This window comes from Acetobacterium sp. UBA5834 (assembly GCF_002435675.1).
GTDB classification, from domain to species: Bacteria; Bacillota; Clostridia; order Eubacteriales; family Eubacteriaceae; genus Acetobacterium; species Acetobacterium wieringae.
Genome location: NZ_DJGY01000049.1, coordinates 1 through 22,898 on the forward strand (window position 1 = coordinate 1; position 22,898 = coordinate 22,898).

Here is a 22,898-nt window from a genome sequence, read left to right on the forward strand (position 1 = left end):
GCATGATTAATGTCACCCAACAATGAGTTCAAGGTTCCAATAATGGTATTGAGGGCATCCGAAATTATACTAAAATCACCGCCGAAATCACTGACATTGTCCAGGTTAAGATTGCCTTTGCCAATCGCCTCGGTAACCGTCGATATTTCCCCAACAATTTCCTTGAATCCCGCCCCCATTGAATTGACTGACTCCTTAAGCTCCTCAAAACTTCCTTGGTAAGAGCCTTTTACCGTTGCTTTCAGGTTGCCGCTTGAAATCTGATCCATCACTACCGAAACCTCTTGAAGCGGCTTTGATATTTCAGCAAGGATACCATTCATCCCGCTGATCAATTCCTGCCATGAGCCATCAAACTTTGTCTCATCCGCCCGGGTACCCAGCTGTCCTTCAATTGCAGCATGGGTCAGTTTGCTGGCATCATCAATCAGATTGCCAATGGTGCCTTTCACCTCTGCCAGGCTATCCCCAATTGCCTTAAACTGCTCATAAACTTCGCTGGTGTACTGTCCTGGTTCATCGACCTGTAAATCCAAATCCAGATTACCTTCAGATAAACGATGGAGATTTTCAGCCAGTCGCATGACCGCATCGCTACGATAATTATTCACACTCATAACCGGAGTGATATCATGGGAGACATCCACATAACCAATCTTCTCGCCTTTTCGATTGATCAGATTCATGGTATCCATACGATAATGCCGATCACGGAATTCAAAACGATGCTCAGAATAACCCAGCTCATTGAGTCGCTCACCACCAGCGTTTAACGCTTTAACCCCACAGTCTTCGGTGTGGCACATTTCCAGATTACAGGAGTTGCACGGAACCCCACGAATCTCTTCCCGAGAACTGGCTGTCCCGGTCAGTTTCATAAGATCTTCGAGAATTTTATTAACAAAAACCATATTCATATTCTGGTCAATTGTTGTAATCCGATAAGGTAAGGCATCCAGAATGGTTAAATAATATTCCATATTGGTGGAAACTATTGCCATGGCCTGATTCACGTGAGTGATGGCTTTTTTATAATCACCAGCCAGATTATCTTCGATACGACGATCAAAATACTCGTTTTTTTCAACTAATTCCGGCATTGAGACAAGATAGTCAAGCAGTTTCGTCATCGACTTTTGTGCCGCTAACAAATCATTTCCCAACAGGTCATTACCCGATACTAAAGAAATATCCTCTGTTAAATCTCCAGTCGCCATTTTCTGAGCCATTTTTGCATAAATTTTATTATTCTCTACAACCAAGGACAAGGCTTCTGAAATGGCACTCAACTGATCCTGAGCGTCACCCGACCGCAATTTGACATCAATATCTCCATCCGCTATTTTTTGTGCGGCTTCAGCCAGATTGGTTATTCTGTTTGACGAATCCTTCATCCCTAAAACAACGATGCCGATAACCACTGCTAAACCGATTACATAAACCAGCAATAAGCTGTTTTGAATCTCTGAGAACTGCTCAAAGCTCTGACTTGTAATGACCATAGCAATACCTGCGACAGCACCAAATACTAATGCTACCGGTACGACAACTGTCATCAGGATCTTTGACAATAAACTCTTTTGATTTTTCATACGCTTTCTCCTTAAATTTTATACTCATTTAAAATTAATCTAACTGCCCATCACAGTTCCAGTCTGTGATCAAACCGGAAAGGACACATCATGTAAGAAACACGACAAGGATTATCTTTCATGATTTAGATTCTCATTTGGTCACGAATAATATTATATCGGATAATTTACGAAATCACAATTATTATTTGACTTTCACAAACATTCTAAGTGATTCCACTACTCTATTATCGTCAGTTTTCAGCCAAACATTAACTTAATTTAAATTTAAGTCAAAAGCAAAAAACGGCCTAAACTTCTTTTAAAAAAAAGAGCTGAAACAAATTCAGCTGGTTTTTTATAATCAGATAACATCTTTCTTTCGTTTTTTAATGGGAACTGCTGTATACCAACTCGTTTTTTTCAAAGTCAAACGTATTGTTAATGTGTCCCAGAATAATGAGTACTTTACTCAGATTCTCAAAATACACAGCATCATACTTGGCGCTCCCAATGTCAAATCCCTTTAACGTCGGTAATAATTCTTCAGCACGATCATGATTGCTTTCCACCGTGGTACACAATTTGTAGAGCTTTTTAAACTGATATTCCTCCACCACATAGAATCGGCCGTCATCGACGCCATTTTGAATGTTCTCTAAAAACCAGCGATGAATCTGATTAGTTTTTTTAAACCGCCCCATCACTTCTGAAGCCACTGCCCAAGGCTTTAGCCGCAATTGTTTGAGATCCACACCCTTGTCACATTTATATAAAACACTCTCTAAACCCATGTTGTCTCCCTCCACTTAGCAATCGATCTTGCTTTTTTAGTAATGCACACAATCAGTGAATCTCACCAAATGAACCAGCTTATTTAAGATTCTGATGTTATCGCATTTGTCTTTCTACCATTTTACCTACCCCTTTTCATTTAGTCAATTATAAATAACATCGTTTTAGTTTATTTTTAAATTATAATCGGTGCCGATGAATTTTATTTCGTTCAGAGTCATGTTATAATATAGAAAACTGTGAAGTAAGGAGAAAAAAATGAGAAATCGAGTCGGAAACTTGTTATGGGGACTTCTGTTGGTCGTTATTGGCCTTGGTTTTGCCGGAAATGTGTTTGGCCTTTGGAATTTTGAATTATTTTTTACTGGCTGGTGGACCCTGTTTATAATTGTTCCCTGTGCCATTAGCATGGTTCAAAATGGGATTCAGCTTTGGAATACCATTGGACTGGGTATTGGGGTATTACTTTTTATATCAGCCCGGGGTTATTTTGATGGGTCGCTACTGGTCGATCTGATTTTTCCAATTATTATCATTGCCGTTGGTCTGAGCATTATGTTTAAAGATCGCCTCAGCAAAAATGCCAAGCTGATTCAAGGCATGACTAAGGATGGTCTCCCCGAATATTCTGCTGTTTTCGGCGGTCAGGAGATTAACTTTCCTGGCGAAGAATTTAATGGTGCTAATTTAACTGCGGTTTTCGGGAGTGTCTCCCTTGACCTAAGACAAGCGATTATCAACCAGGACATTTATATTTCTGCCACTGCCGTCTTTGGCGGCGTTGATCTGTTGGTTCCCAATAATGTCCGGGTAGAAATGTCGACAACACCGATTTTTGGCGGCGCTTCGAACAAAGCCAATCAACCATTAGGCGATAATCCTCCGACTATCTATATCAACTCCACCAATATCTTCGGGGGGACAGAAGTCAAATGAATACCAATCACACTTGGATTAAATACCTGGCCATTGCCTTTGGTCTGGTTCTGGCATTAGGAATCATCTCCAGTATTGTCAATGGCGGCGTGGCTCTTTTGCGGGGTTTTGGATTTATCGATAATCGCCCCCCCATCACTGAACAAAATAGTCATAGCTTCAAGCAGGATTTCAGTGGTAAACTGGAGTCCGTTCTGATCAAATTTGACGCCGGTAGTATTACCCTGCAAAGCGGCGACACTTTTCAAGTTGAAGGTACAAACATTCCGGCAAGCTTAACTGCCACTCTGGACAATAGCAAACTTGTCATTGAAGATCAGGAAAATACCAATATCTTGCCGAATCTGATCGGCAAAGATAAAGCTCCCAATCTTGTGGTGACAATCCCTCGTGACACGCATTTGAAAAAAATGGAACTTGAAATCGGGGCTGGACGTGGCGAATTATTAGAAATTATCACCGATGAACTGATCCTCAAACAAGGCGCTGGAGAAATTGTCGCAGACCAGCTTCAAGCCGATTCCGGTAAACTTAACGGCGGTGCCGGTGCTGTTCATTTTACCGATGTTCAACTCAATGACTTTGCGATCAAAGGTGGTGTCGGACTCATAGATATTCAAGGACTGGTTACTGGCGATCTGGAAATCGACTGTGGCGTTGGCCAGACCAGTTTAGATATCAACGCCAGTGTGAACGACTATTTTATTACCGCTGACCAGGGTATTGGCCCCATTACCATTAATGGTCAAAATCTTTCAGAAACTGGTACTGGATCAAAATCTGCACCGCATCACATTGATATCGATGGCGGGGTCGGACCAGTTAACTTGACCTTTAAATAGCCCATGAAAAAACACGTTTAAACGATTGTCTAAACGTGTTTTTTAGTGAATCTGACTTATCTGACAAAATGCATATACACTTTTTTATAAGGGTTCGGCTCGGCCACAACCCCCTTGCCATTTTCGATCAGGCGCATCAACCAAACCATATTGGCAGCTGTGACCTCAATGGTCTGAGCACCTTCAGTATCCTGGGAGGCTTCTCCCGCAGTCCGACCATGAATAACATTCCAGTAGTTACCAGTAGCCATAACCATTTCGGAGTAGGTGATATAGTGATTTAATTGATCAATGCTTGCCACCCCACCAGAACGTCTGACGGCAACCAGGGCGCCAGCCACCTTGTGACGAAACAATCCACCATTGGCGCCAGCAACATAAAAAGCTCGATCCAAAAATGACTTCATATTTCCGCTGATGCCGGAAAAGTGGACAGGGCTGGCAAAAACAATCCCATCAGCGGCCTTCATTTTTTGAATTCCTTCGTTGACAACATCTTTGGTAAAGATACACTGCTCGTTTTTATTTTTTCCACAGGCATTGCATCCCGTACAGCCTTGAACCGCCTTCATCCCAACGTTGAAAATTTCAAAATCGATGCTTTCTTGAGCAAAAATATCACCCGCAATACTAAGCGCCGTAAATGTATTTCCTTCACCGTGAGGACTGCCATTTATACCAATTACTTTCATTTCTTACCTCCCAAGCATTATGCTCCAGCTATTCTATTTGTTGTTAGTATACCACATTATTTTTAAAGTAAACAAGCAGTCAACTGCTTGAAATCTTTCAGATTAGCAGATTTTATTGTTTGACCACGAATTGTTTTGTGTTATACTGGGAACATTATTCTATCAGGAGGGCATCATGACTGGCTACATTGTAAGATTTATCAAACTAAATTTTGGGCTCTTTCTATATGGATTGGGAATTATTGTGACCATGCGGGCAAATGTCGGTTATGCTCCCTGGGAAGTTCTGCACAGTGGGATCAGTCAAACCCTTGGGGTCAGTATCGGGTTGGTGAATACCGCCGTGGGCGCCCTCATTGTTGCCATTGTATTCATGCTGGGGGAAAAAATTGGACTTGGCACTATTTTTAATATGTTCATGATCGGACTCTTCATGGATCTGATCCTTTATTTAGATTTCATCCCACTTTTTGACAACTTCTGGATCGGGTCTCTGGTACTCATTATTGGTCTTTTTATTATTTCACTGGGAACATACTTTTATATTTCATCAGCCTTCGGCGCTGGTCCCCGGGATAGCCTGATGGTGGCGGTAACCCGCAAGACAGGACTGCCTGTGGGCCTTTGCCGCGGTATTTTGGAAGTCAGTGTTGTTTTTATTGGCTGGCTACTGGGTGGAATGGTTGGTTTGGGAACGGTTATTTCGGCCTTTGCCATTGGGTTTTGTGTACAAATCACCTTTAAACTGGTAAAATTTGACCCCACCCAGGTAAAACATGAAACCTTTGGCGTCATGTTTCATAATTTGCGCAACCTCAAAAAACACGATTAAACTGGAACGCTTAACAAAGCGTTTCAGTTCAGTTGTCACCAATACTTAATCCTCATTTTTAATTATGTCAATAAACACTCTGGCAATTTCAGGATCAAACTGGGTTCCGGAACAACGGTTAATCTCTTCAATTGCTTCTTCAACTGTGAGCGATTCCATATGAAACCGCATCTTGGTCATTGCATCATAGGCATCAGCAATCGCAATGATTCGGGCTTCCAGTGAAATTTCTTCGCCTTTTAGTCCTTTAGGGTACCCACAACCATCCCAGCGTTCGTGGCTCTCAAGGATGTGATCGGCAATTTCAGCAAACTCATTGGCAGAACTTAAAATACGGTAGCCAATTTCAGGATGACGCCTGATTTCTGCCCAATCTTCATCATTAAGTTTTTCTGATTTGTCAAGAATTCCATCGGCGATGCCAATCTTTCCAATATCATGCATTAATCCAGCCGTCTTTAGATCATGGGAGTCCTTTATGTTCAGCCCAATCTTACTTCCTAATTCAGCCGACAGTTTGCTGACCCGTTCGGAGTGTAACATCTCCTTCTGGTATTTATCAAACAAGGTTTCAATGACCATTCCGACCGTTTTATTCCGCATCCCCAGGCTTTCAGTAAGTTTTCGACGATACATATAGTCTTCGGCTTTTTTAAATACCTGTTGGATATCTTCATCCTTGTCATATTTTGTTTCAAACCCAAATGAAATGGATAACTCCATGGTGCCGACTTTCTCCTTACTAGCCAATTTTTCAATACGTGCGATTATTTCTTCGGCAACCACTTGATCGGTTTTCGGTAATAAGACAACAAACTCATCGCCACCTAATCTTGCTACAACATCATCAGCCCGACACGACTTGGAAATGACAGCAGCCGCTTTTTTTAATAATTCGTCCCCCATGACGTGTCCAAAACTGTCATTTACCAGTTTTAATCCATTAACATCTCCCATGATTAAAGACAGCGGAAGATTTCGCAGGGTATCCATACGACGAAGTTCTTTTTCGTAAAAACGCCGGTTATAGAGTCCGGTGAGCTGATCGTGATAGCTTAAAAATTGAATCTGTTCCAGCTTCTGTTTTTTCTCGGTATAATCCCGGAATACCACCACAACACCAAGCACCTCGCCGCCTTCATCAATAATCGGAGCAGCGCTGTCTTCGATGGGGCGTTCACTGCCATCGCTGGCAATCAGCAGGGTTTGATTATCCAACTCCCGAATACTTTTTGTAGTGATAACATCTGCAACAATGTTTCCAGCTTTCTCATGGTTGGTGTCATTTACAATGTTAAATACGTCTTCAAATGGTTTACCCAAGGCCTCATTTTTTGTCCAGCCGGTTAATTCTTCTGCCACCCGGTTAATAAATAGAATCTGGCCATTCCGATCACAGGAGATAACCCCATCGCCAACAGAAATCAGCGTTGTCTCAAGCAGTTTGCTTTCTTGTTCCAGGGCGGATTCCAGCCGCTTGCTTTCGGTAATATCAATTCCTACTCCGGTGAAATACCGTTTTCCATCGAGGTTCATCAGCACCCCATTGGATCGAATGAGGAGTTTTCCGCCACCCTTAGTAATCAGGTTAGCGTCGACCTCGCCATAACCTGTTTTATATACCGCTTCAACCGCTGCCATGACTCTAATTAAATCCTCACCTTCAAACCACTGATCCAGGGTCATGTGAGCCAGCTCTTCAGCTGAATAGCCAGTCATTTCTTCATGTTTTTTATTCCATTTAATCAGCTTTCCGGTTTCATCATAAACGTACAGATAACCAGGAATGCTCTCAAACAATGCGTTAATGAAGACCATTTCCCGTTCTAATTCAGCTTTTGCAACGATTAGCTGATTATTCAGTTCATTCAGATCATCGATTCGTTCCGCAACCCGCTTTTCTAAGAGCGTATTTTCCTGTCGCAATAAATCACTGTCAAGTTGCAATCCGGAAATATCTGTCACAATCGAAAGTAAATAATTTCTGCCTTCTAGCGCTACCGGACTTGTTCGCACTTCAACATCACAGATTTCGCCATTCGCACGAAGCTGTTTAAAATAGAACTGCTTCCGTTCTTTATTTTTGGCCCGAGTAATCTCTTTCTTCAGTTGCTCTTCACTGAGGCAATTAAAGTGGGTAATTTTAGATGTGATCATCTTATCATGGGATTTTCCATAAAATTCACAGGCAGAAATGTTGCAGTCTTCAATTTTGAGGGACTCTGGATCAATCAACAGCATTATTTCAGTATTATTTCGAAATAGTTCTTCAAAAAAAGCGTCATTTTTTTTGATTTGACCCGTTCGATGATCATCCAATTTACTCACCTCATCTACCTTAAATTCATGATTTCATTTTCTATCCAATTCCAAATCGCAGTGTTATGTTCTTCTATTTACCCCAAAACAGCCGTTTCAATCATCAGGTCATTTTGTGTGATAAGTAGGATAAAAAAATCACAAGATATAATGTCACCATTATTCTTGTGATTCGGATTCGAGAAAAAATAATTCAGTCGGTAGTGAGGGGAAAATAATCGCCTTTCTCAGACATGCCAATGGGATAGTGGCAACGTTTGAGCCAGCTCTGGGTAGTCAGTTCAGGAATTGGCGGAAGTTCGAGACAATGTGTAAATCCTTCCCGGACAATTTCCACAACCTGCTGATCAATGTTTGTTGCCACAGTGTCGAAAACCTCCCAGCCTTTTTCGGGCAGATGAAGTAGGATAATCTGGGTTTTATCACCCTGAGTAAAGGTATCCAACACTTTGAAATGCGAGCCTGCCTCCATCACACAAAGCCCCCAATGGGTGTCATGCTCATAAGATTGCATGTTTGCATAATGATTTGAAAGAATTGCCAGACGATGGGTCGTTACCATACCACCCCGGCGCAAACTGGCATCGGTAAATCCCAGTTCCTTTAGCACCATCCCGACCTGGTATTTTTTTCCTAATTCACCGAGATTGCAATCACGAATCAGCAAGGTAATTCCGGGATAGGTAAACTCGATCACTTTTTCTAATTCTTCAAGCTTCTGATACTTTTTTGCAAGCATGATTAAACTCCATATTTTTAAGCTAAACTGGTTGGATTTCTGAGATTACAGCCAACGACGTTTTTTACGCTTTTCTCATTCTTACTAATCATCGCATATCGTCCAAACACAAACGAAATTTTGTTTGACGATACTAATTACTTTTTTGACCTGGTATGCCATTTTCACAGGGAACATTGACCTGGCATTTACCACAACCATATCGAGGTTTGTATTTTTCTGCAGTTTTATCCAAAAAAATGCTACATAAACGATGATCTTTTCCTTTTTCAATTGAAATGGCTTTCACCGGGCATTGCTTAACACACGCTCCGCACTGCGTACAATAGGCGTTATAAATTTCATATGGTCGCCCATTGGGTTCCAACTGCAGTTCAGTCACCAGGCTGCCAAATCTGCCAGCAATACCCTTTTTCGTGATCAATCCTTTTGAAAGACCAAAAGTTCCCAGTCCGGCAAGGTAAGCGATGTGGCGTTCTGACCAGTTACTTGTGAAGGCCAGCGGCTCACCACAAAGTTCTTCAATGGGTTCGGTAATGCTGAAAAACTTTTTATCCATAGTCGGAATGACTGAAGCATAACCAGCCTTTCTTAAGTGTAACTCCATTTTTGATAACAGGGTACGTAACAAGCGGTGGCCTTCAACCCGACCAACTAACCATCCCCAGGAGGGCCAGATTTTTTGTTCCCGATTGCTGGCTTTGACAGCTTCACTATAGGGCAGAAAAAATGAGATCACAGTTTGTGCTGTCGGCAACCACTCCCGGGGATTCCGGAAATGGCAGCCAATCACCTCGGGGTTTTTGAGAACTGCAAACACCTCATCACTCGCTTCACAAAAACCAAAAATTGGCGGATCATATATTTTTTCACCGACTAATTCAATGGGTGCTTTACTGTCCATTTTTATCCGATTATCAGCTGAATTTGCTATAAAGTCTTCAGCTAGCTGTATTAATTCTATTTTGTCCATTTTAGCCTCTCTCGATTCATCATATCGATTTAATTATAAACTAATCTTATGACTTTGTAAATTTTTATGTTGTGAGTTAATACACAAATCGTTAAATAATCAACAATTCCACACAACTTTTTACGGACGTCTGACCAGCCACATCATTTGAATCTTTTATTTTTTCGGATCAGATGACATCATTATAAAACAGAAAAACGCACTGCCAAGGGTAAATTTACCATTGGCAGTGCGCTTGATATGATACTAGGCCAGACTTTTTTTGTATTCAATGAATTCATCATACGTCGAGAGACGATCAATGATGCCTTCTTCTCTGATTTCAATAATGCGATTCGCTACGGTTTGCATAAACTGATGGTCATGGCTGGCAAAAAGTAAGATCCCTTTAAAATCAATCAGACCATTATTAACGGCGGTAATGGATTCCAGATCCAGGTGATTGGTCGGTTGATCCAGGACTAAAACGTTTGAACCAAACATCATCATTTTGGACAGCATACAACGTACCTTTTCGCCCCCAGACAGAACCTGAACCTCTTTATAAATATCATCGCCAGAAAAAAGCATCCGTCCCAGAAAACCCCGGATATAGGTTTCCGTAATTTCTTCGGTATACTGCTGTAGCCATTGACAAATATTTAATGTGCATCCATTAAAATAATCGCTGTTATCTTTCGGGAAATACGACTGGGTGGTACTGACCCCCCATTTAAAACTACCTTCATCTGGTTCAATTTCTTCCATCAGAATTTTAAACAAGGTCGTCATGGCAATCTCGTTGTCAGCAACAAAAGCGATCTTATCTTCTTTGTTAACCCGAAAACTGACGTTATTAAGAACTTTGACGCCATCGATGGTTTTTGATAAATGCTCAACCGTTAAAATTTCTTTACCGGGTTCCCGATCAATCTGGAAGCCAACCCAGGGATATTTTCGGGATGAAGACGGCATGTCTTCAATATTCAGTTTATCCAACATTTTCTTACGGGATGTGGCCTGTTTGGATTTGGATTTATTGGCTGAGAACCGGGCGATAAAGTTCTGGAGCTCTTTGGCCTTATCTTCATTTTTCTTGTTCTGATCTTTGATTAGGCGCTGAATCAACTGACTGGACTCATACCAGAAATCATAATTTCCGACATAAACCTTAATCTTACCGAAGTCGATATCGACGATATGGGTACAGACGTTATTTAAGAAATAACGGTCATGGGATACCACAATAACCGTTCCCTCATAATCCATCAAAAATTCTTCCAGCCATTCGACGGCCTGAATATCCAAATGGTTAGTGGGCTCATCCAGTAAGATGATTTCCGGCTTGCCAAACAAGGCCTGGGCCAGTAAAACCTTGACCTTTTCGTTACCAGTCAGGCTATCCATATTGGCATCAAGAATTTCGACCCCCAGACCAAGCCCCTGAATGATACGGGACGCATCGGATTCGGCTTCCCAACCGCCCATTTCGGCAAATTCACCTTCCAGTTCGCCAGCCCGGATACCGTCCTCATCAGAAAAATCTTCTTTCATATACAGGGCATCTTTTTCTTTCATAACCGAATACAAACGTTGATTCCCCATCATGATGGTATCCAAAACTGAATACGCATCATAAGCATAATGATCCTGCTTTAAGACCGACATCCGCATGTGCTCGGGGATTAAGACATTCCCGGTGGATGGTTCAATTTCGCCTGATAAAATTTTCAAAAAAGTGGTTTTTCCAGCCCCGTTCGCTCCAATGACCCCATAACAATTCCCCGGGGTAAACTTTATATTTACATTGGAAAAAAGATTTGTTCCGCTAAAATTTAAGCTTAGTTCTGATACTGTTATCATTTTTTATAATCCTCCATTGATTTAATTGGCAACCCCTGTAAAATAATCTCATTGTGACTTTTTAAAACTACCTGATTTTACTCGCTTCCAGTAGCAGGTGCCAGTTTTTTGTACAATCGCCGCATTAATCTGCAAATTTGTATTTCATCATTTTGTTGCCGTTCCGTAAAGAAGAGGCCTTTATCAGATCACTGACAAAGAACCTCTATCATAAGCCACTTTATTATATCCTTTTTATCATTTTTTATCCAGTCTTTTTGCAAAATAATATCATATTCTTAAATGTATCCAGATACGTTGCCACTGTGATTGTTCTTTTTGATTTAAAAAACAACCATTCCCCACTAAACCCGAATATTCTTTCTTAATATCAGCAAAGCTGTTTGCTTTCCATGATGAGATGATTATCACGGATTCGTCTGGGTATATTGGGGTTAACAGCAATCATTGACTGGGCACTACACACAAATTAATTATCCTTTTACTGTTGGCTAAGTCGGATACTCAAAATTATAGATCAGGAGGTCTTTAAATGAACATTAAAAAAGCAGCATTAGGTCTCACACTGGCAACCTCGTTGCTGGGTGTCTCAAGCTGCGCACAAAACACGGGCAACCAGCCCATTGATCAAAGAATCGCTCATCTCGATGCCCAGCCTAATAACGATGGCAATTATAACATTGTCTTTGTAACAGTCGATCAGGAGCATTATTTTGATGAATTCCCGGCTGGCACCAATTACAAAGCCCGGGAACTGCTAAAAAAAATGGGAACTACCTTTGAAAAACATTATACCTGCAGCAATGTCTCCACCTCATCCCGATCTGTCATTTACACTGGCACCCACATCACGGATACGCTGATGATTGACAATACTGAATCACCCTGGCAGGAGCCGATTTCTGAAAATCTCACCACGGTCGGTGACCGGATGCTCTCAGCTGGATACTACTCGGCATTTAAAGGCAAGTGGCACATGGGCGACACCAGTGTTTTTGATGATACCAGCCAACCCGCCATGCAGGAGCAGAATGGGCTGCTGGGCTACGGGTTTTCTGACTGGAATGCCCAGGGTGATATTGTTGGACAGCTTCAGCAGGGCTATATGCAAGATAGCAACATTGCTGGAGATACGGTCAGCTGGCTGCGCTCAAAAGGATCGGCTACCAATGCCTCCGGACAGTCCTTCTTCCTGGCCGTCAATCTCGTGAATCCCCACGATATTATGTATTATAACACTGATTCAGACGGTGTCGCCGTACAGGACACTGGCCAAACAACCTTTGCTATTGCCGGAGCTCCGGTTAATACAATTTATGAAACCAGTTACCCCAAGGCGGAAATTCCGTCTAGCTGGTCTCAGGCTATTGATGCTCCTGGCAGAGTCCCGGCTGAATTGGAATATTTTGATTTATGGAACCGTCGGGTGGGCGAAATTCCCGCCGAGGCCAGCCGTTGGGAAAATTTCCAGGATTATTATTATAATTGTATTCAGGACAATGATGGCCAGCTCTATAATATTTTATCTGAACTATCCAATCTGGAAATGCTGGATAATACCATCATCGTCTTTACCAGCGACCACGGTGATATGCAGGGAGCCAATGGACTCCGGGGAAAAGGCGGTTTTATATACGAAAACAACATCCACGTTCCCCTGATTATCGTGCACCCTGAATATGAAGGAGGCAATACCATTGATGCGGTAACCAGCCACCTCGACCTGGCACCCACCTTCATTGATATGACCAATCTGTCAGATACTAAAAAAGCCGAGCTTTCTGCTGGGCTTCCCGGCAGCAGTATGATGGATCTGCTTGATGGCAGCCAAACAAAAATAAGAACGGGAGCTTTATTTGCCTACGAAATGATCTCAATGATCGACAGCGATATGATGCAAACCACTGACCCAACAACCGGTGTCACCAGCTATACGATTGACTATTCCAAACGTGGCTTTGTCCGTGGAATAACCACTGAAAAATACAAATTTGCCCGCTATTTTTCACCACTCAATTTCAATCTACCAACAACCATGGAAGCATTGTATGCCAATAATGATGTTCAGCTGTTTGATCTGGAAAAAGACCCCGATGAATTAGTCAACCTGGCCGCAGACCAAGACACTAATGCTGCTCTGATTATGGAACTGAATAATCAGCTTAATACCCTGATCACAGCAGAGATCGGTGTTGATGATGGCAGTGAAGCCACCGCTGTCATTGCTCAGATCAACAAAACTCCGAATTGATGGTCATGAAAAAACGATATCCCCCGGATTCCAGGACTTATGCCATCATGGCCAAACCCATTGGCGCATCCTGTAATCTTAGCTGCCGCTATTGTTATTACCTGGAAAAGCAGGATCTGATGGCTCAACAAACAAAACTTATGTCAGATGTAGTGCTTAAGGCGTATATCCGTCAGAATTTCGCCATTCATGGGAACAACGCAGTTGTCGAGTTTGCCTGGCACGGTGGTGAACCAACCCTGGCTCCCCTTGATTTTTACATACAAGCATTGAATTACCAAAACCAATATGGCCCTGGCCGAATCATCCGCAACACCCTCCAAACAAATGCTACCTTGCTGACGGATGCCTGGTGCGCGTTTTTTGCGGCCAATCATTTTCTGATTGGTGTCAGTATCGACGGTCATGCTGATCTTCATAACCGTTATCGAAAAAATCGTTTCGGCAACACGTTTGAACAGACCATGGCTGGTATCAAACTGCTTCAAAAACACGGTGTCGCTTATAATACACTGACAACTGTCAATGCCATTAATTCGCACCATCCCGAGGACGTTTATCTGTTTCTTCGAGAGCTCACTGACTATATGCAATTTTTGCCAGTCGTCGAATGTTTGCCAGCCAGCTATGAAAACGCCTCCGGACAGCGGTTTGCCATGCCCGCTGGACTCCATTCCCCCTCCATGATGCATCCAGTAACAGATTTTTCGGTCACCGCCAAAGACTATGGCGCCTTTCTCTGCACAGTTTTTGATTTGTGGAGAAAATTGGATTTGGGGGAAAAATATGTCCAGATTATTGAATCGACGCTGGCTAATTTAAATAATCACCCTGCTGGTGTCTGCGTTCATGAAGCGCTTTGCGGCCACGCTGGCGTTCTGGAAATGAATGGGGATCTTTTTTGCTGCGACCGTTATGCTTTTGAAGCGTATAAGCTTGGCAATATTCTTGAAACGCCACTAGCAGACTTAATGGAGAAAAATCGCTCCTTTGGTATGCACAAAACCTTAGGACTGCCTGACGAATGCCTGGATTGTGATCATATCCGACTTTGTTTTGGGGGCTGTCCGAAAGATCGGTTTCTTTTATCAAGAGACAATCAAAAAGGCAAAAACTATTTATGCGAAGGGTATCGGCAGTTTTTTAAGCATATAAAAAAGCACTCCGGTGATCAATCAATTCCGCTTATATTTTGAGTGATCGTCAACTTTAAACCCTGTTTACATCAATTCTTCGGGAACAATAAGGAGGTGTCAGATGACACCTCCTTATTGTTCCAACTTCCTGAATTATTTTTTGTTAACGATGATTTAAAATTCGGTGTTCACTTCGCTTTGTCAGCATTATAGCGGTAGTAATTTGCGTTTTTCTTGAATTTCACTTTAGTCAGGATAACACCAATGACAGCTGCCCCAACCTTGTCGAGATTTTTTTTTGCTTCAATAATTGTTGCTTTTTTTGTGGAGTGGGCGGCAATTACCAACAAAACCCCATCGACAACATTTGAAATAATACTTGCGTCGGCAAAACTTAACACAGGTGGGGTATCAATAAGAATAACATCGTATTCTTCTCGACATTTTTTAATGAATGTTCCAAATGCTTCTGAATTCAGCAGTTCGGTCGGTGAAACATGTTTGTTTCCAGCGGTTAAAATTTCCAATTTTTCAATTTTTTCTATTTTATTTACAAGGGACTCCAGCGGTAATTCATCCACCAACATATTGGATAAACCATTCTTTCTCTTATTAATATTAAAAATGGTACTGATCTGAGGTAACCGTAAATCAGCGTCGATTAGTAACACCCGTTTATCGGCCTGGGCAAATGTTACCGCCAGGTTTGAAATGGTGGTACTTTTCCCTTCTTCTTTACCAGCACTCGTTACCAGCATCACCTGATAACGATTATTCAAATTTTTAAAATTCAAATTTGTCCGCAATAATTTATAACTTTCAGTTATAAATGATGTGGGGTCGCTTAGTGTGATTAAATTTTGTGAATCCATATTATCGAGCCTCCCCTTTAAATTCTGGGATATCCCCTAAAACTGACACGCCAATCAAATTTTCAATGTCTTCATCATTTCTAATCGTATCATTCATCAGAAACATCAAAATAATTACAAATAATGAAATGAAGAATCCCAATAAACCGCCAATAACGGCATTAAGAAGAACATTAGGCGAAATAGGTGCCTGCGGTACCAGCGCCTGATCCAGAATTCTGATATTCTCTACGCCGACAATTTGTAATACCGCCACCGTCAATTGTTTAGCCAGTTCATCGGCAATCTGTTTGGCAACTTGGGGATCCGAGTTTCTAAACCCAACTGTGAAAAGACGGGAATCGGAAACACTCTGAATAATAACGTTATCTTTAAATTCATCGTAAGAAATAGTCAATCCCAAGTTTTTTATTACCTCATTTATTACCAATCGGGTGGAGGCAATTTGCTTGTAATCAACAAGTAGTTGACTATTAGCATTTAATTGGCCTAATGATACATCTATTGACCCCAAACTACCGCCCTCCTGACCAATGTACAAAACTGTATTTGCTTCATAGATCGGGGTTACATATTTTACTGTGTAAAGATAAGCTGACCCGAAACCGACAATGGTCAGCAACAGAATGAGCCACCATTTTTTAATAATAATCTCTAAAAGTTCTTTAAAATTGACTTCCTTTGTTGTTTCCATGCTGTTCTCCTTTCTTAAAGACCAGGTATGTTTTACAGTTTCTATTTCCAGTTTTCCTGATTAATATCTTCATTAACTTTAAACAGGTTTTTGATTGTATCCAGATCTTCCTGACTGTACAATTCATACCATAACCCATCAATAATTTCGGAATATGTTTTTAATCGATAATTTTCAAAACTCAGATTTGTGTCCCCGCCGCTCATATTGAGATACTCTTTAAGCTTCGAAACATTAACATCAGTCTCAACACCATTATTATAGTAGGTTTCAATCAATTGCAGCTTTTTTTTCAGACTCATCGTTGACAGTTTCTTCATTAATGACTTAACCACTTCCTGCTGTCTGGCGATCCGGCCATAGTCGCCGTCGCTATCACTGCGAAATCTGACATAAAATAATGCATTTTTACCGTTTAAAACTTGCTCACCCTGACTGATAACTAATTGATTTTCATTTTTATAGAAATCCTTTTGTGCGGTGACTTCGACGCCCCCAGCATCGTTGATGATTTTGGCAAATGTATCAAAATCCAATTTCACTGAAAAGTCCAGTTTTATGCCCAGCAGCTCCTCAATGGTCTGATTGCTCAATTCTCTGCCACCATAAGCAAAGGCATGATTAATTTTATCCAAACCATAACCGGGAATATTAACCCGCAAATCTCTTGGTAACGAAGCCATGACCATTTTTTGTTGTGTTGGATCGTACATCACAACCATGATAATATCACTTCGTCCGGTTTCATCAGATCGCTCATCAGTTCCATAAATTGCAAAGATAACCGTTTTTCTCGTATCTGTCAGTTCAAGCAAATCTTCGTTGTTCTGATTCAAAACATCCTCAATCGATCCTGCATCCGCTTCAGTATCTGTGTCTGCATTTTGAGTATTGGCCGAAAACAAGGATCCATTGTTTGCACGAGCAAATATGAGCAGGCTGGCCATAATTACCAGAAATAGAACACTCAATAGAATTATAACCAATTTTTTATTTTTCATGGCGTTTGATTCCTTTCTCAGTTAAACTTGCCTGAACCCAAATAGCTTGCAATCGCTGATCGAACAACGCTTTATCTATTTCAGATAATTACCATTGTTATTAACCTCGTCACTGTCTTTGTAGGTAGGAACAATATTTTTCACCATACTAATCAGCGCTTTTTTATTCGATGCTTTTAGATAGGGTCTTAACTCTTCAAGTGACTTCTTAAGTAATGTGTAGTCAATATCTCCCGGCTTACCCACTCTAATTTTTTCGAAGCAGGTCTCTTTCAGCCCCTCTTCATCCATTAATAGTTCTTCATAGAGTTTTTCTCCTGGTCGCAATCCAATGATTTCTATTTCGATGTCTTCATTCAGCTTTAATCCCGAGAGTTTAATCAGGTCGACTGCCAGATCAAATATTTTTACAGGTTGCCCCATATCAAGCACAAATATCTCTCCGCCTTTTGCAATCGCACCCGATTGAATTACGAGTTGCGCCGCTTCCGGGATGGTCATAAAGTATCGGATAATTTCTTTATGCGTTACAGTAACCGGACCGCCTTCTTTAATCTGTTTCTTAAATAGGGGAACTACTGAACCATTGCTACCGAGGACGTTACCAAAGCGAACAGCCGTAAACTTTGTTTTACTTTGCCTGGCTAAACCTTGAATAATCATTTCACAGATCCGTTTACTGGCACCCATTATATTGGTCGGGTTAACGGCTTTGTCTGTCGAAACCATAACAAAGCGATCTACCCCAAACTCATGGGCCGCTTCCGCAACATTTTTTGTTCCAAAGACATTATTTTTAATCGCTTCCCAGGGCGAACGCTCCATTAAGGGTACATGTTTGTGTGCTGCCGCATGAAAGATAACATCGGGATGGTAGGCTTCAATAATCGCAAAAACATCATCCCGATCTCTTACCGAAGCGATAATCACATCCAGATTGATTTTATTTTCGTAATCATTAATCAGTTCATTTTGTATTTCATAGGCATTATTCTCATAATTATCCAGAATAATCAATTTCCCCGGATTGAATCTGGCAATCTGTCTGCATAATTCAGAACCGATCGAACCGCCACCACCCGTTACCATAATAATTTTGCCTTCAAGATAACTGACAACTTCTCTGATATTAAGATTTACCGTTTCTCTGCCAAGCAAATCCTCAATCTCGACATCTCGAATTTTACTTAACGAGACCTGACCATCAATCATTTCACGAATTCCCGGAACAATTCGTACCTTGGCAGGCGTACGTTTACATTCACTGATGATCATTCGGAGTGTCGTTGGATCTGCTGTCGGTGTTGCAATAATAATTTCATTGATATTGAACTTATGAACAATACTGCCAATATCATAGTTATTACCCAGAACCTTAACGCCAGCAATTGTTTTATTTAATTTTTTGGCATCTTCATCAATAAATCCCACAACTTGTCCGTAGCTTAATGCATGATTCTTAATTTCTGTGGCAATCAATGTCGCCGTCGCACCACTTCCAATGATCAATATTTTCTTCTGGACATCCTGCTTCATAAAGATTTTTCGGTTTTTTAAACTTCGCACCAAGCGATAGCTAAAACGGCCACTGCTGACAAATGCAATTTCAAAAAGCATACTGGTTAGATAAATACCAAAATATAGTCTTTCGCCCATATAGAAAAGATAAGCCGTTCCAAACACGTTGGCGACGATCACCGCCAGCAAAATCTTAATCAACTCTTCCACCGAAGCATAAGACCATAAACTGTTATATAAATCGAAGAATCGATAAATTAGCAGCTTTCCGACCGTTAAGATAAAAACACTGCTTAAATAAATACTAATTACTTCTGAAGGAATGTCTCCTTCAAAATGCAAAAATAGTGTAAACAAGAATGCAGCGTTCACTGCCAATATGTCTGCTGCAATTAAAAACAACTGCCTGCTTAGTTTCGTTTCCATCGACTACCTCACTTTTTGACAGAATAATTTTGACAATTTTTGCTAAGCTTTTTACTGAATTCAGAAATATTATACTACTGACGGTGAAATCCAAACCGTTTCTTTTTCAGCACAGGCACCATCAGTTCTCGATCTCTGATCATCATCCCGGGATTTTCATAAAAAAGCATTTGTCCGCATTCTTCACCAAACACTTTTACGACAATTTCATATGCCCGTTTCATGACCGGTGGACGCTTGACTAAATCATGTCCATCGGATGCTATAATATAAATCAAACCACTTTCAATCCATTTTAGGGCCTTTCTTCTTGTTTTTCCATCCATAATATATTGTGATGTGATTTGGGAATAAATTCCCCGTTCGTTCAAAGCTGCCAGCTTTTCTGGTCGTCTTGCGAAAACCTCATATCGCTCAACATGGGCCAGGACAACCTTATAGCCACTTTCCTGTAATTCGAAAAGCATGGATTCATGAAACGGGTAGTAATGGTATAAGGGTAATTCCACAAGCAAAAACCGGCTGTTTCCCATCGTATGGGCGAGTCCCCGCTTGATCCCTGCCATGGTTTCTTCGCTTAGATATATTTCATTACCCAAATGTAGTTTAAAATCAATGTTCTCTCGCTCGATATAATCTATCAGCAATTGGTACTGCTCATCCACATTTTGATTATGGTAAGTTGGCAAATTAAAATGGGGGGTCACGATCATTTCATTAACGCCGTCATTTATTGCCAGCTGCATCATCTGAATTGCCATTTCCAGATCTGTAGCCCCATCGTCAACCCCAGGCACCATATGTATATGTGTATCAATCATAATCACACTCTTTATAATCCTTTCGCTGGATAGTCTGTTAAGCGATCCTTTTTGTTAATCCCGACTGAACAAATCCCTGGTATATACCTTATCAACAACATCTTTTATTTCTTCTGACAGACGATTCGTCACAATTACATCAGCTATTTCTTTAAACTCATTAAGATCTTTTATCACTCTGGAATTGAAGAAGTCACTTTCTTCAAGGGAAGGTTCATAGACAACCACCTCAATCCCCTTTGCCTTAATACGCTTCATCACGCCTTGAATCGCCGATTCCCGAAAATTGTCAGAGTTTGTCTTCATTGTCAACCGATAAATCCCCACTATTTTCGGTTTTCTTTTGATTATCATATCTGCAATATGGTCTTTTCTGGTGCGATTGGCGTCCACAATTGCCGACATAATGTTCTGGGGAATATCAGCATAATTTGCGAGTAATTGCTTGGTGTCTTTTGGCAGACAGTAACCACCATAACCAAACGATGGATTGTTATAATAATTGCCAATTCGCGGGTCCAGGCACACTCCCTGGATAATATCATACGTATTAAGACCTCTTACCTCGGCATACGAATCCAATTCATTAAAATATGCAACCCGTAATGCTAAATAGGTATTTGCAAAAAGTTTTATCGCTTCAGCCTCAGTTGAATTTGTATAAAGAATTTGAATATCCTTTTTTAAAGCCCCCTGGGCCAGCAATTCAGCAAAAACGCGGGCCCGTTCCGACTGCTCACCGACAACAATTCTTGAGGGGTAAAGATTGTCATACAGCGCATGTCCTTCTCTTAAAAATTCCGGTGAAAAGATAATGTTTTCCGCTTCAAACTTTTCCTTTATAGCCTCTGTATATCCGACCGGTATGGTTGATTTTATGATCATTACTGCGTCAGGGTTGATCGCCAAAACATTGGCAATTACCGCTTCCACAGTTCTGGTATTAAAATGATTTTTTTCCGGATCATAGTTTGTCGGTGTCGAAATGATTACATACTCCGCATCTATGAACGCTTCATAATTATCTGTTGTTGCCCGCAAGTTCAGTTGTTTGGTTTTTAAATATTCTTCAATTTCATCATCAATAATTGGCGATTTTTTATTATTGATCATCTCGACTTTTTCTTTTAAAATATCAAGTGCAATAACCTCATTATTCTGTGCCAATAAAATGGCGTTCGACAAACCCACATATCCGGTACCGGCGATTGTTATCTTCATTTTCTTTTCCCCCGTCGTTATCGATTTATTGATCAATCTTATAATATTCTTTAAACCATTTGACAAACTTAGCTAAACCCTCTTCAATACTCGTAACAGGTCGAAAACCGATATCTTTTTCAAGATCACTGATATCGGCATAGGTAATTAATACATCACCTGGTTGCATATCCATGTATATTTTTTCCGCTTTTATTCCCAGCTGATCTTCCAGAATCGTAATGAAACGCATTAACTCTACGGGGCTATTATTCCCGATATTATAAATCTTGTATGGAGCAAAACTTGAGCTTAAATCATTCTCCCTTTCATCCCAATTCTGATTGGCAATGGGAATTTTATCAATCAATTTGCTGATACATGCGACGATATCATCGATATAAGTAAAATCACGTTTCATTTTTCCGTGATTAAATACCTTAATCGGTTTTCCGGCTAGAATATCCTGAACAAAAGAAAAGTATGCCATATCCGGCCTTCCATATGGTCCATAAACCGTGAAAAACCGTAAGCCGGTTGTTGGGATATTGAACAGATGGCTGTAGGTATGGGCCATCAATTCGTTCGCTTTTTTTGTTGCAGCATAAAGGGAAACCGGATGATCAACATTGTGATCGGTCGAAAATGGCACCTGTTTATTTCCACCATACACTGAGCTTGATGAGGCATAAAGAAGATGCTCCACTGGATAATTGCGACATGCTTCAAGCATATTCATAAATCCCACAAGGTTGGAATCCAGATAGGCATAAGGGTTAGTGATTGAATAACGGACGCCAGCTTGCGCAGCCAGATTAACCACATAGTCGGGTCGATGGGTTTCGAAAACTTGATCAACTGCAGCTTTATTTTTTAAATCCACTTGATAGAAACTAAACTTGCAATGATTTTTCAAGATAACCAAACGATCTTCTTTTAAGGATTGTTCGTAATAATCATTAAGATTGTCAATTCCAACTATTTGATGATTCTCGCCAAGCAATGAACTAGCTAAATGAAAACCAATGAAGCCTGCAACACCAGTAATTAGTATTTTCATTTTTACTCCGCCTTTTTCTCAAAACTTATTCATATTCCATTGTATGTATTTTACCCCTTTCAGCCGTAACTTACCACTATTTTAATGAATATTCATTCCGAAAAACCAGTTTTTCTTTTTTATCCTTTTGCAGCAAAAAAATAAGCCCTGCAAAAGCACGGCTTATTTTTTCTTGATCTTTTATTTTGTTTCAGAAATAATTCCAATTATTCTTTTTTCTTAATCAACCTTTGCTGTCAGCAGATTAAAATTATTGGTAGCCACGGAAAAATCAGAGCTGGAATTCAGTCGCTGGAATCCGCTGTAAGAATTATTGGACACTTGAACTTGGGTTCCTTCGGGATTATAAATCAGATAAGAGTAGGATGCGCCGCTATT

At 40.8% G+C, this 22,898-nt stretch carries 19 protein-coding genes; 5 read left to right on the top strand and 14 right to left on the bottom strand.

What is annotated here, in order from left to right; genetic code table 11:
- Both B3F51_RS10050 and B3F51_RS10055 read right to left on the bottom strand, forming a co-directional pair.
- On the bottom strand, window positions 1-1,592 hold a 1,592-nt coding region (locus B3F51_RS10050; RefSeq protein WP_286946868.1), incomplete at its 3' end, for a HAMP domain-containing protein.
- A 368-nt stretch (window positions 1,593-1,960) separates the two neighbouring features.
- Window positions 1,961-2,365, bottom strand: a complete 405-nt coding sequence (locus tag B3F51_RS10055) for a hypothetical protein (protein WP_070369465.1) — start codon at window positions 2,363-2,365, stop codon at window positions 1,961-1,963.
- 259 nt (window positions 2,366-2,624) lie between these two features.
- On the opposite strand from B3F51_RS10055, the gene B3F51_RS10060 reads away from it, so the two are divergent.
- Window positions 2,625-3,302 carry a LiaF transmembrane domain-containing protein gene (locus B3F51_RS10060; RefSeq protein ID WP_070369464.1) on the top strand — a complete coding sequence of 226 codons (678 nt, stop codon included), beginning with the start codon at window positions 2,625-2,627 and terminating at the stop codon, window positions 3,300-3,302.
- Window positions 3,299-4,144: a DUF4097 family beta strand repeat-containing protein gene (locus B3F51_RS10065; protein WP_148636483.1), complete on the top strand. Its 846-nt coding sequence runs from the start codon at window positions 3,299-3,301 to the stop codon at window positions 4,142-4,144. The genes B3F51_RS10060 and B3F51_RS10065 overlap by 4 nt, the downstream gene beginning before the upstream one ends.
- Window positions 4,145-4,200: 56 nt before the next feature.
- Here the strand turns inward: B3F51_RS10065 and B3F51_RS10070 are convergent, their stop codons facing one another.
- Window positions 4,201-4,836 carry a flavodoxin family protein gene (locus B3F51_RS10070; protein WP_070369461.1) on the bottom strand — a complete coding sequence of 212 codons (636 nt, stop codon included), beginning with the start codon at window positions 4,834-4,836 and terminating at the stop codon, window positions 4,201-4,203.
- A gap of 175 nt (window positions 4,837-5,011) precedes the next feature.
- Between B3F51_RS10070 and B3F51_RS10075 the strand changes: the two genes are divergently transcribed.
- Window positions 5,012-5,668 (top strand): YczE/YyaS/YitT family protein, encoded by a 657-nt coding sequence (locus tag B3F51_RS10075; protein WP_148636482.1) that lies wholly within the window; start codon window positions 5,012-5,014, stop codon window positions 5,666-5,668.
- 45 nt (window positions 5,669-5,713) lie between these two features.
- On the opposite strand, the gene B3F51_RS10080 is transcribed toward B3F51_RS10075, so the two are convergent.
- From B3F51_RS10080 to B3F51_RS10095, 4 genes are all read right to left on the bottom strand, one after another.
- Window positions 5,714-7,996 (bottom strand): PAS domain S-box protein, encoded by a 2,283-nt coding sequence (locus B3F51_RS10080; RefSeq protein WP_286946871.1) that lies wholly within the window; start codon window positions 7,994-7,996, stop codon window positions 5,714-5,716.
- 184 nt (window positions 7,997-8,180) lie between these two features.
- Complete coding sequence (locus B3F51_RS10085) at window positions 8,181-8,726, bottom strand: hypothetical protein (protein WP_148636480.1); 546 nt, start codon at window positions 8,724-8,726, stop codon at window positions 8,181-8,183.
- A gap of 133 nt (window positions 8,727-8,859) precedes the next feature.
- Entirely contained in the window at window positions 8,860-9,699 is an 840-nt protein-coding gene (locus tag B3F51_RS10090; RefSeq protein WP_070369458.1) for a 4Fe-4S binding protein, read from the bottom strand.
- A 246-nt stretch (window positions 9,700-9,945) separates the two neighbouring features.
- Window positions 9,946-11,541, bottom strand: a complete 1,596-nt coding sequence (locus B3F51_RS10095; protein WP_286946874.1) for an ABC-F family ATP-binding cassette domain-containing protein — start codon at window positions 11,539-11,541, stop codon at window positions 9,946-9,948.
- 532 nt (window positions 11,542-12,073) lie between these two features.
- On the opposite strand from B3F51_RS10095, the gene B3F51_RS10100 reads away from it, so the two are divergent.
- Entirely contained in the window at window positions 12,074-13,792 is a 1,719-nt protein-coding gene (locus tag B3F51_RS10100; RefSeq protein ID WP_228882540.1) for a sulfatase-like hydrolase/transferase, read from the top strand.
- Between the two features lie 5 nt (window positions 13,793-13,797).
- Window positions 13,798-14,988: an anaerobic sulfatase maturase gene (locus tag B3F51_RS10105; RefSeq protein ID WP_286946877.1), complete on the top strand. Its 1,191-nt coding sequence runs from the start codon at window positions 13,798-13,800 to the stop codon at window positions 14,986-14,988.
- 128 nt (window positions 14,989-15,116) lie between these two features.
- Here the strand turns inward: B3F51_RS10105 and B3F51_RS10110 are convergent, their stop codons facing one another.
- The 7 genes from B3F51_RS10110 to B3F51_RS10140 all read right to left on the bottom strand — a co-directional run bounded on the left by B3F51_RS10110 (window position 15,117) and on the right by B3F51_RS10140 (window position 22,520).
- Window positions 15,117-15,800, bottom strand: a complete 684-nt coding sequence (locus B3F51_RS10110) for a CpsD/CapB family tyrosine-protein kinase (RefSeq protein WP_286946880.1) — start codon at window positions 15,798-15,800, stop codon at window positions 15,117-15,119.
- Between the two features lies 1 nt (window position 15,801).
- Complete coding sequence (locus B3F51_RS10115; RefSeq protein ID WP_070369454.1) at window positions 15,802-16,494, bottom strand: YveK family protein; 693 nt, start codon at window positions 16,492-16,494, stop codon at window positions 15,802-15,804.
- Between the two features lie 41 nt (window positions 16,495-16,535).
- The gene (locus B3F51_RS10120) at window positions 16,536-17,495 is read right to left on the bottom strand and encodes an LCP family protein (protein ID WP_070369453.1); all 960 of its coding nucleotides are present in this window, start codon (window positions 17,493-17,495) and stop codon (window positions 16,536-16,538) included.
- Window positions 17,496-17,570: 75 nt separating this feature from the next.
- Window positions 17,571-19,439 (bottom strand): polysaccharide biosynthesis protein, encoded by a 1,869-nt coding sequence (locus B3F51_RS10125; RefSeq protein WP_070369452.1) that lies wholly within the window; start codon window positions 19,437-19,439, stop codon window positions 17,571-17,573.
- Window positions 19,440-19,513: 74 nt separating this feature from the next.
- On the bottom strand, window positions 19,514-20,260 hold the full coding sequence (locus B3F51_RS10130; RefSeq protein ID WP_228882544.1) for a tyrosine-protein phosphatase: 747 nt from the start codon (window positions 20,258-20,260) through the stop codon (window positions 19,514-19,516).
- Between the two features lie 54 nt (window positions 20,261-20,314).
- Window positions 20,315-21,481 (bottom strand): nucleotide sugar dehydrogenase, encoded by a 1,167-nt coding sequence (locus B3F51_RS10135; RefSeq protein WP_228882546.1) that lies wholly within the window; start codon window positions 21,479-21,481, stop codon window positions 20,315-20,317.
- A 25-nt stretch (window positions 21,482-21,506) separates the two neighbouring features.
- Window positions 21,507-22,520, bottom strand: a complete 1,014-nt coding sequence (locus B3F51_RS10140; RefSeq protein ID WP_228882548.1) for an NAD-dependent epimerase — start codon at window positions 22,518-22,520, stop codon at window positions 21,507-21,509.
- Window positions 22,521-22,898 lie beyond the last annotated feature (378 nt).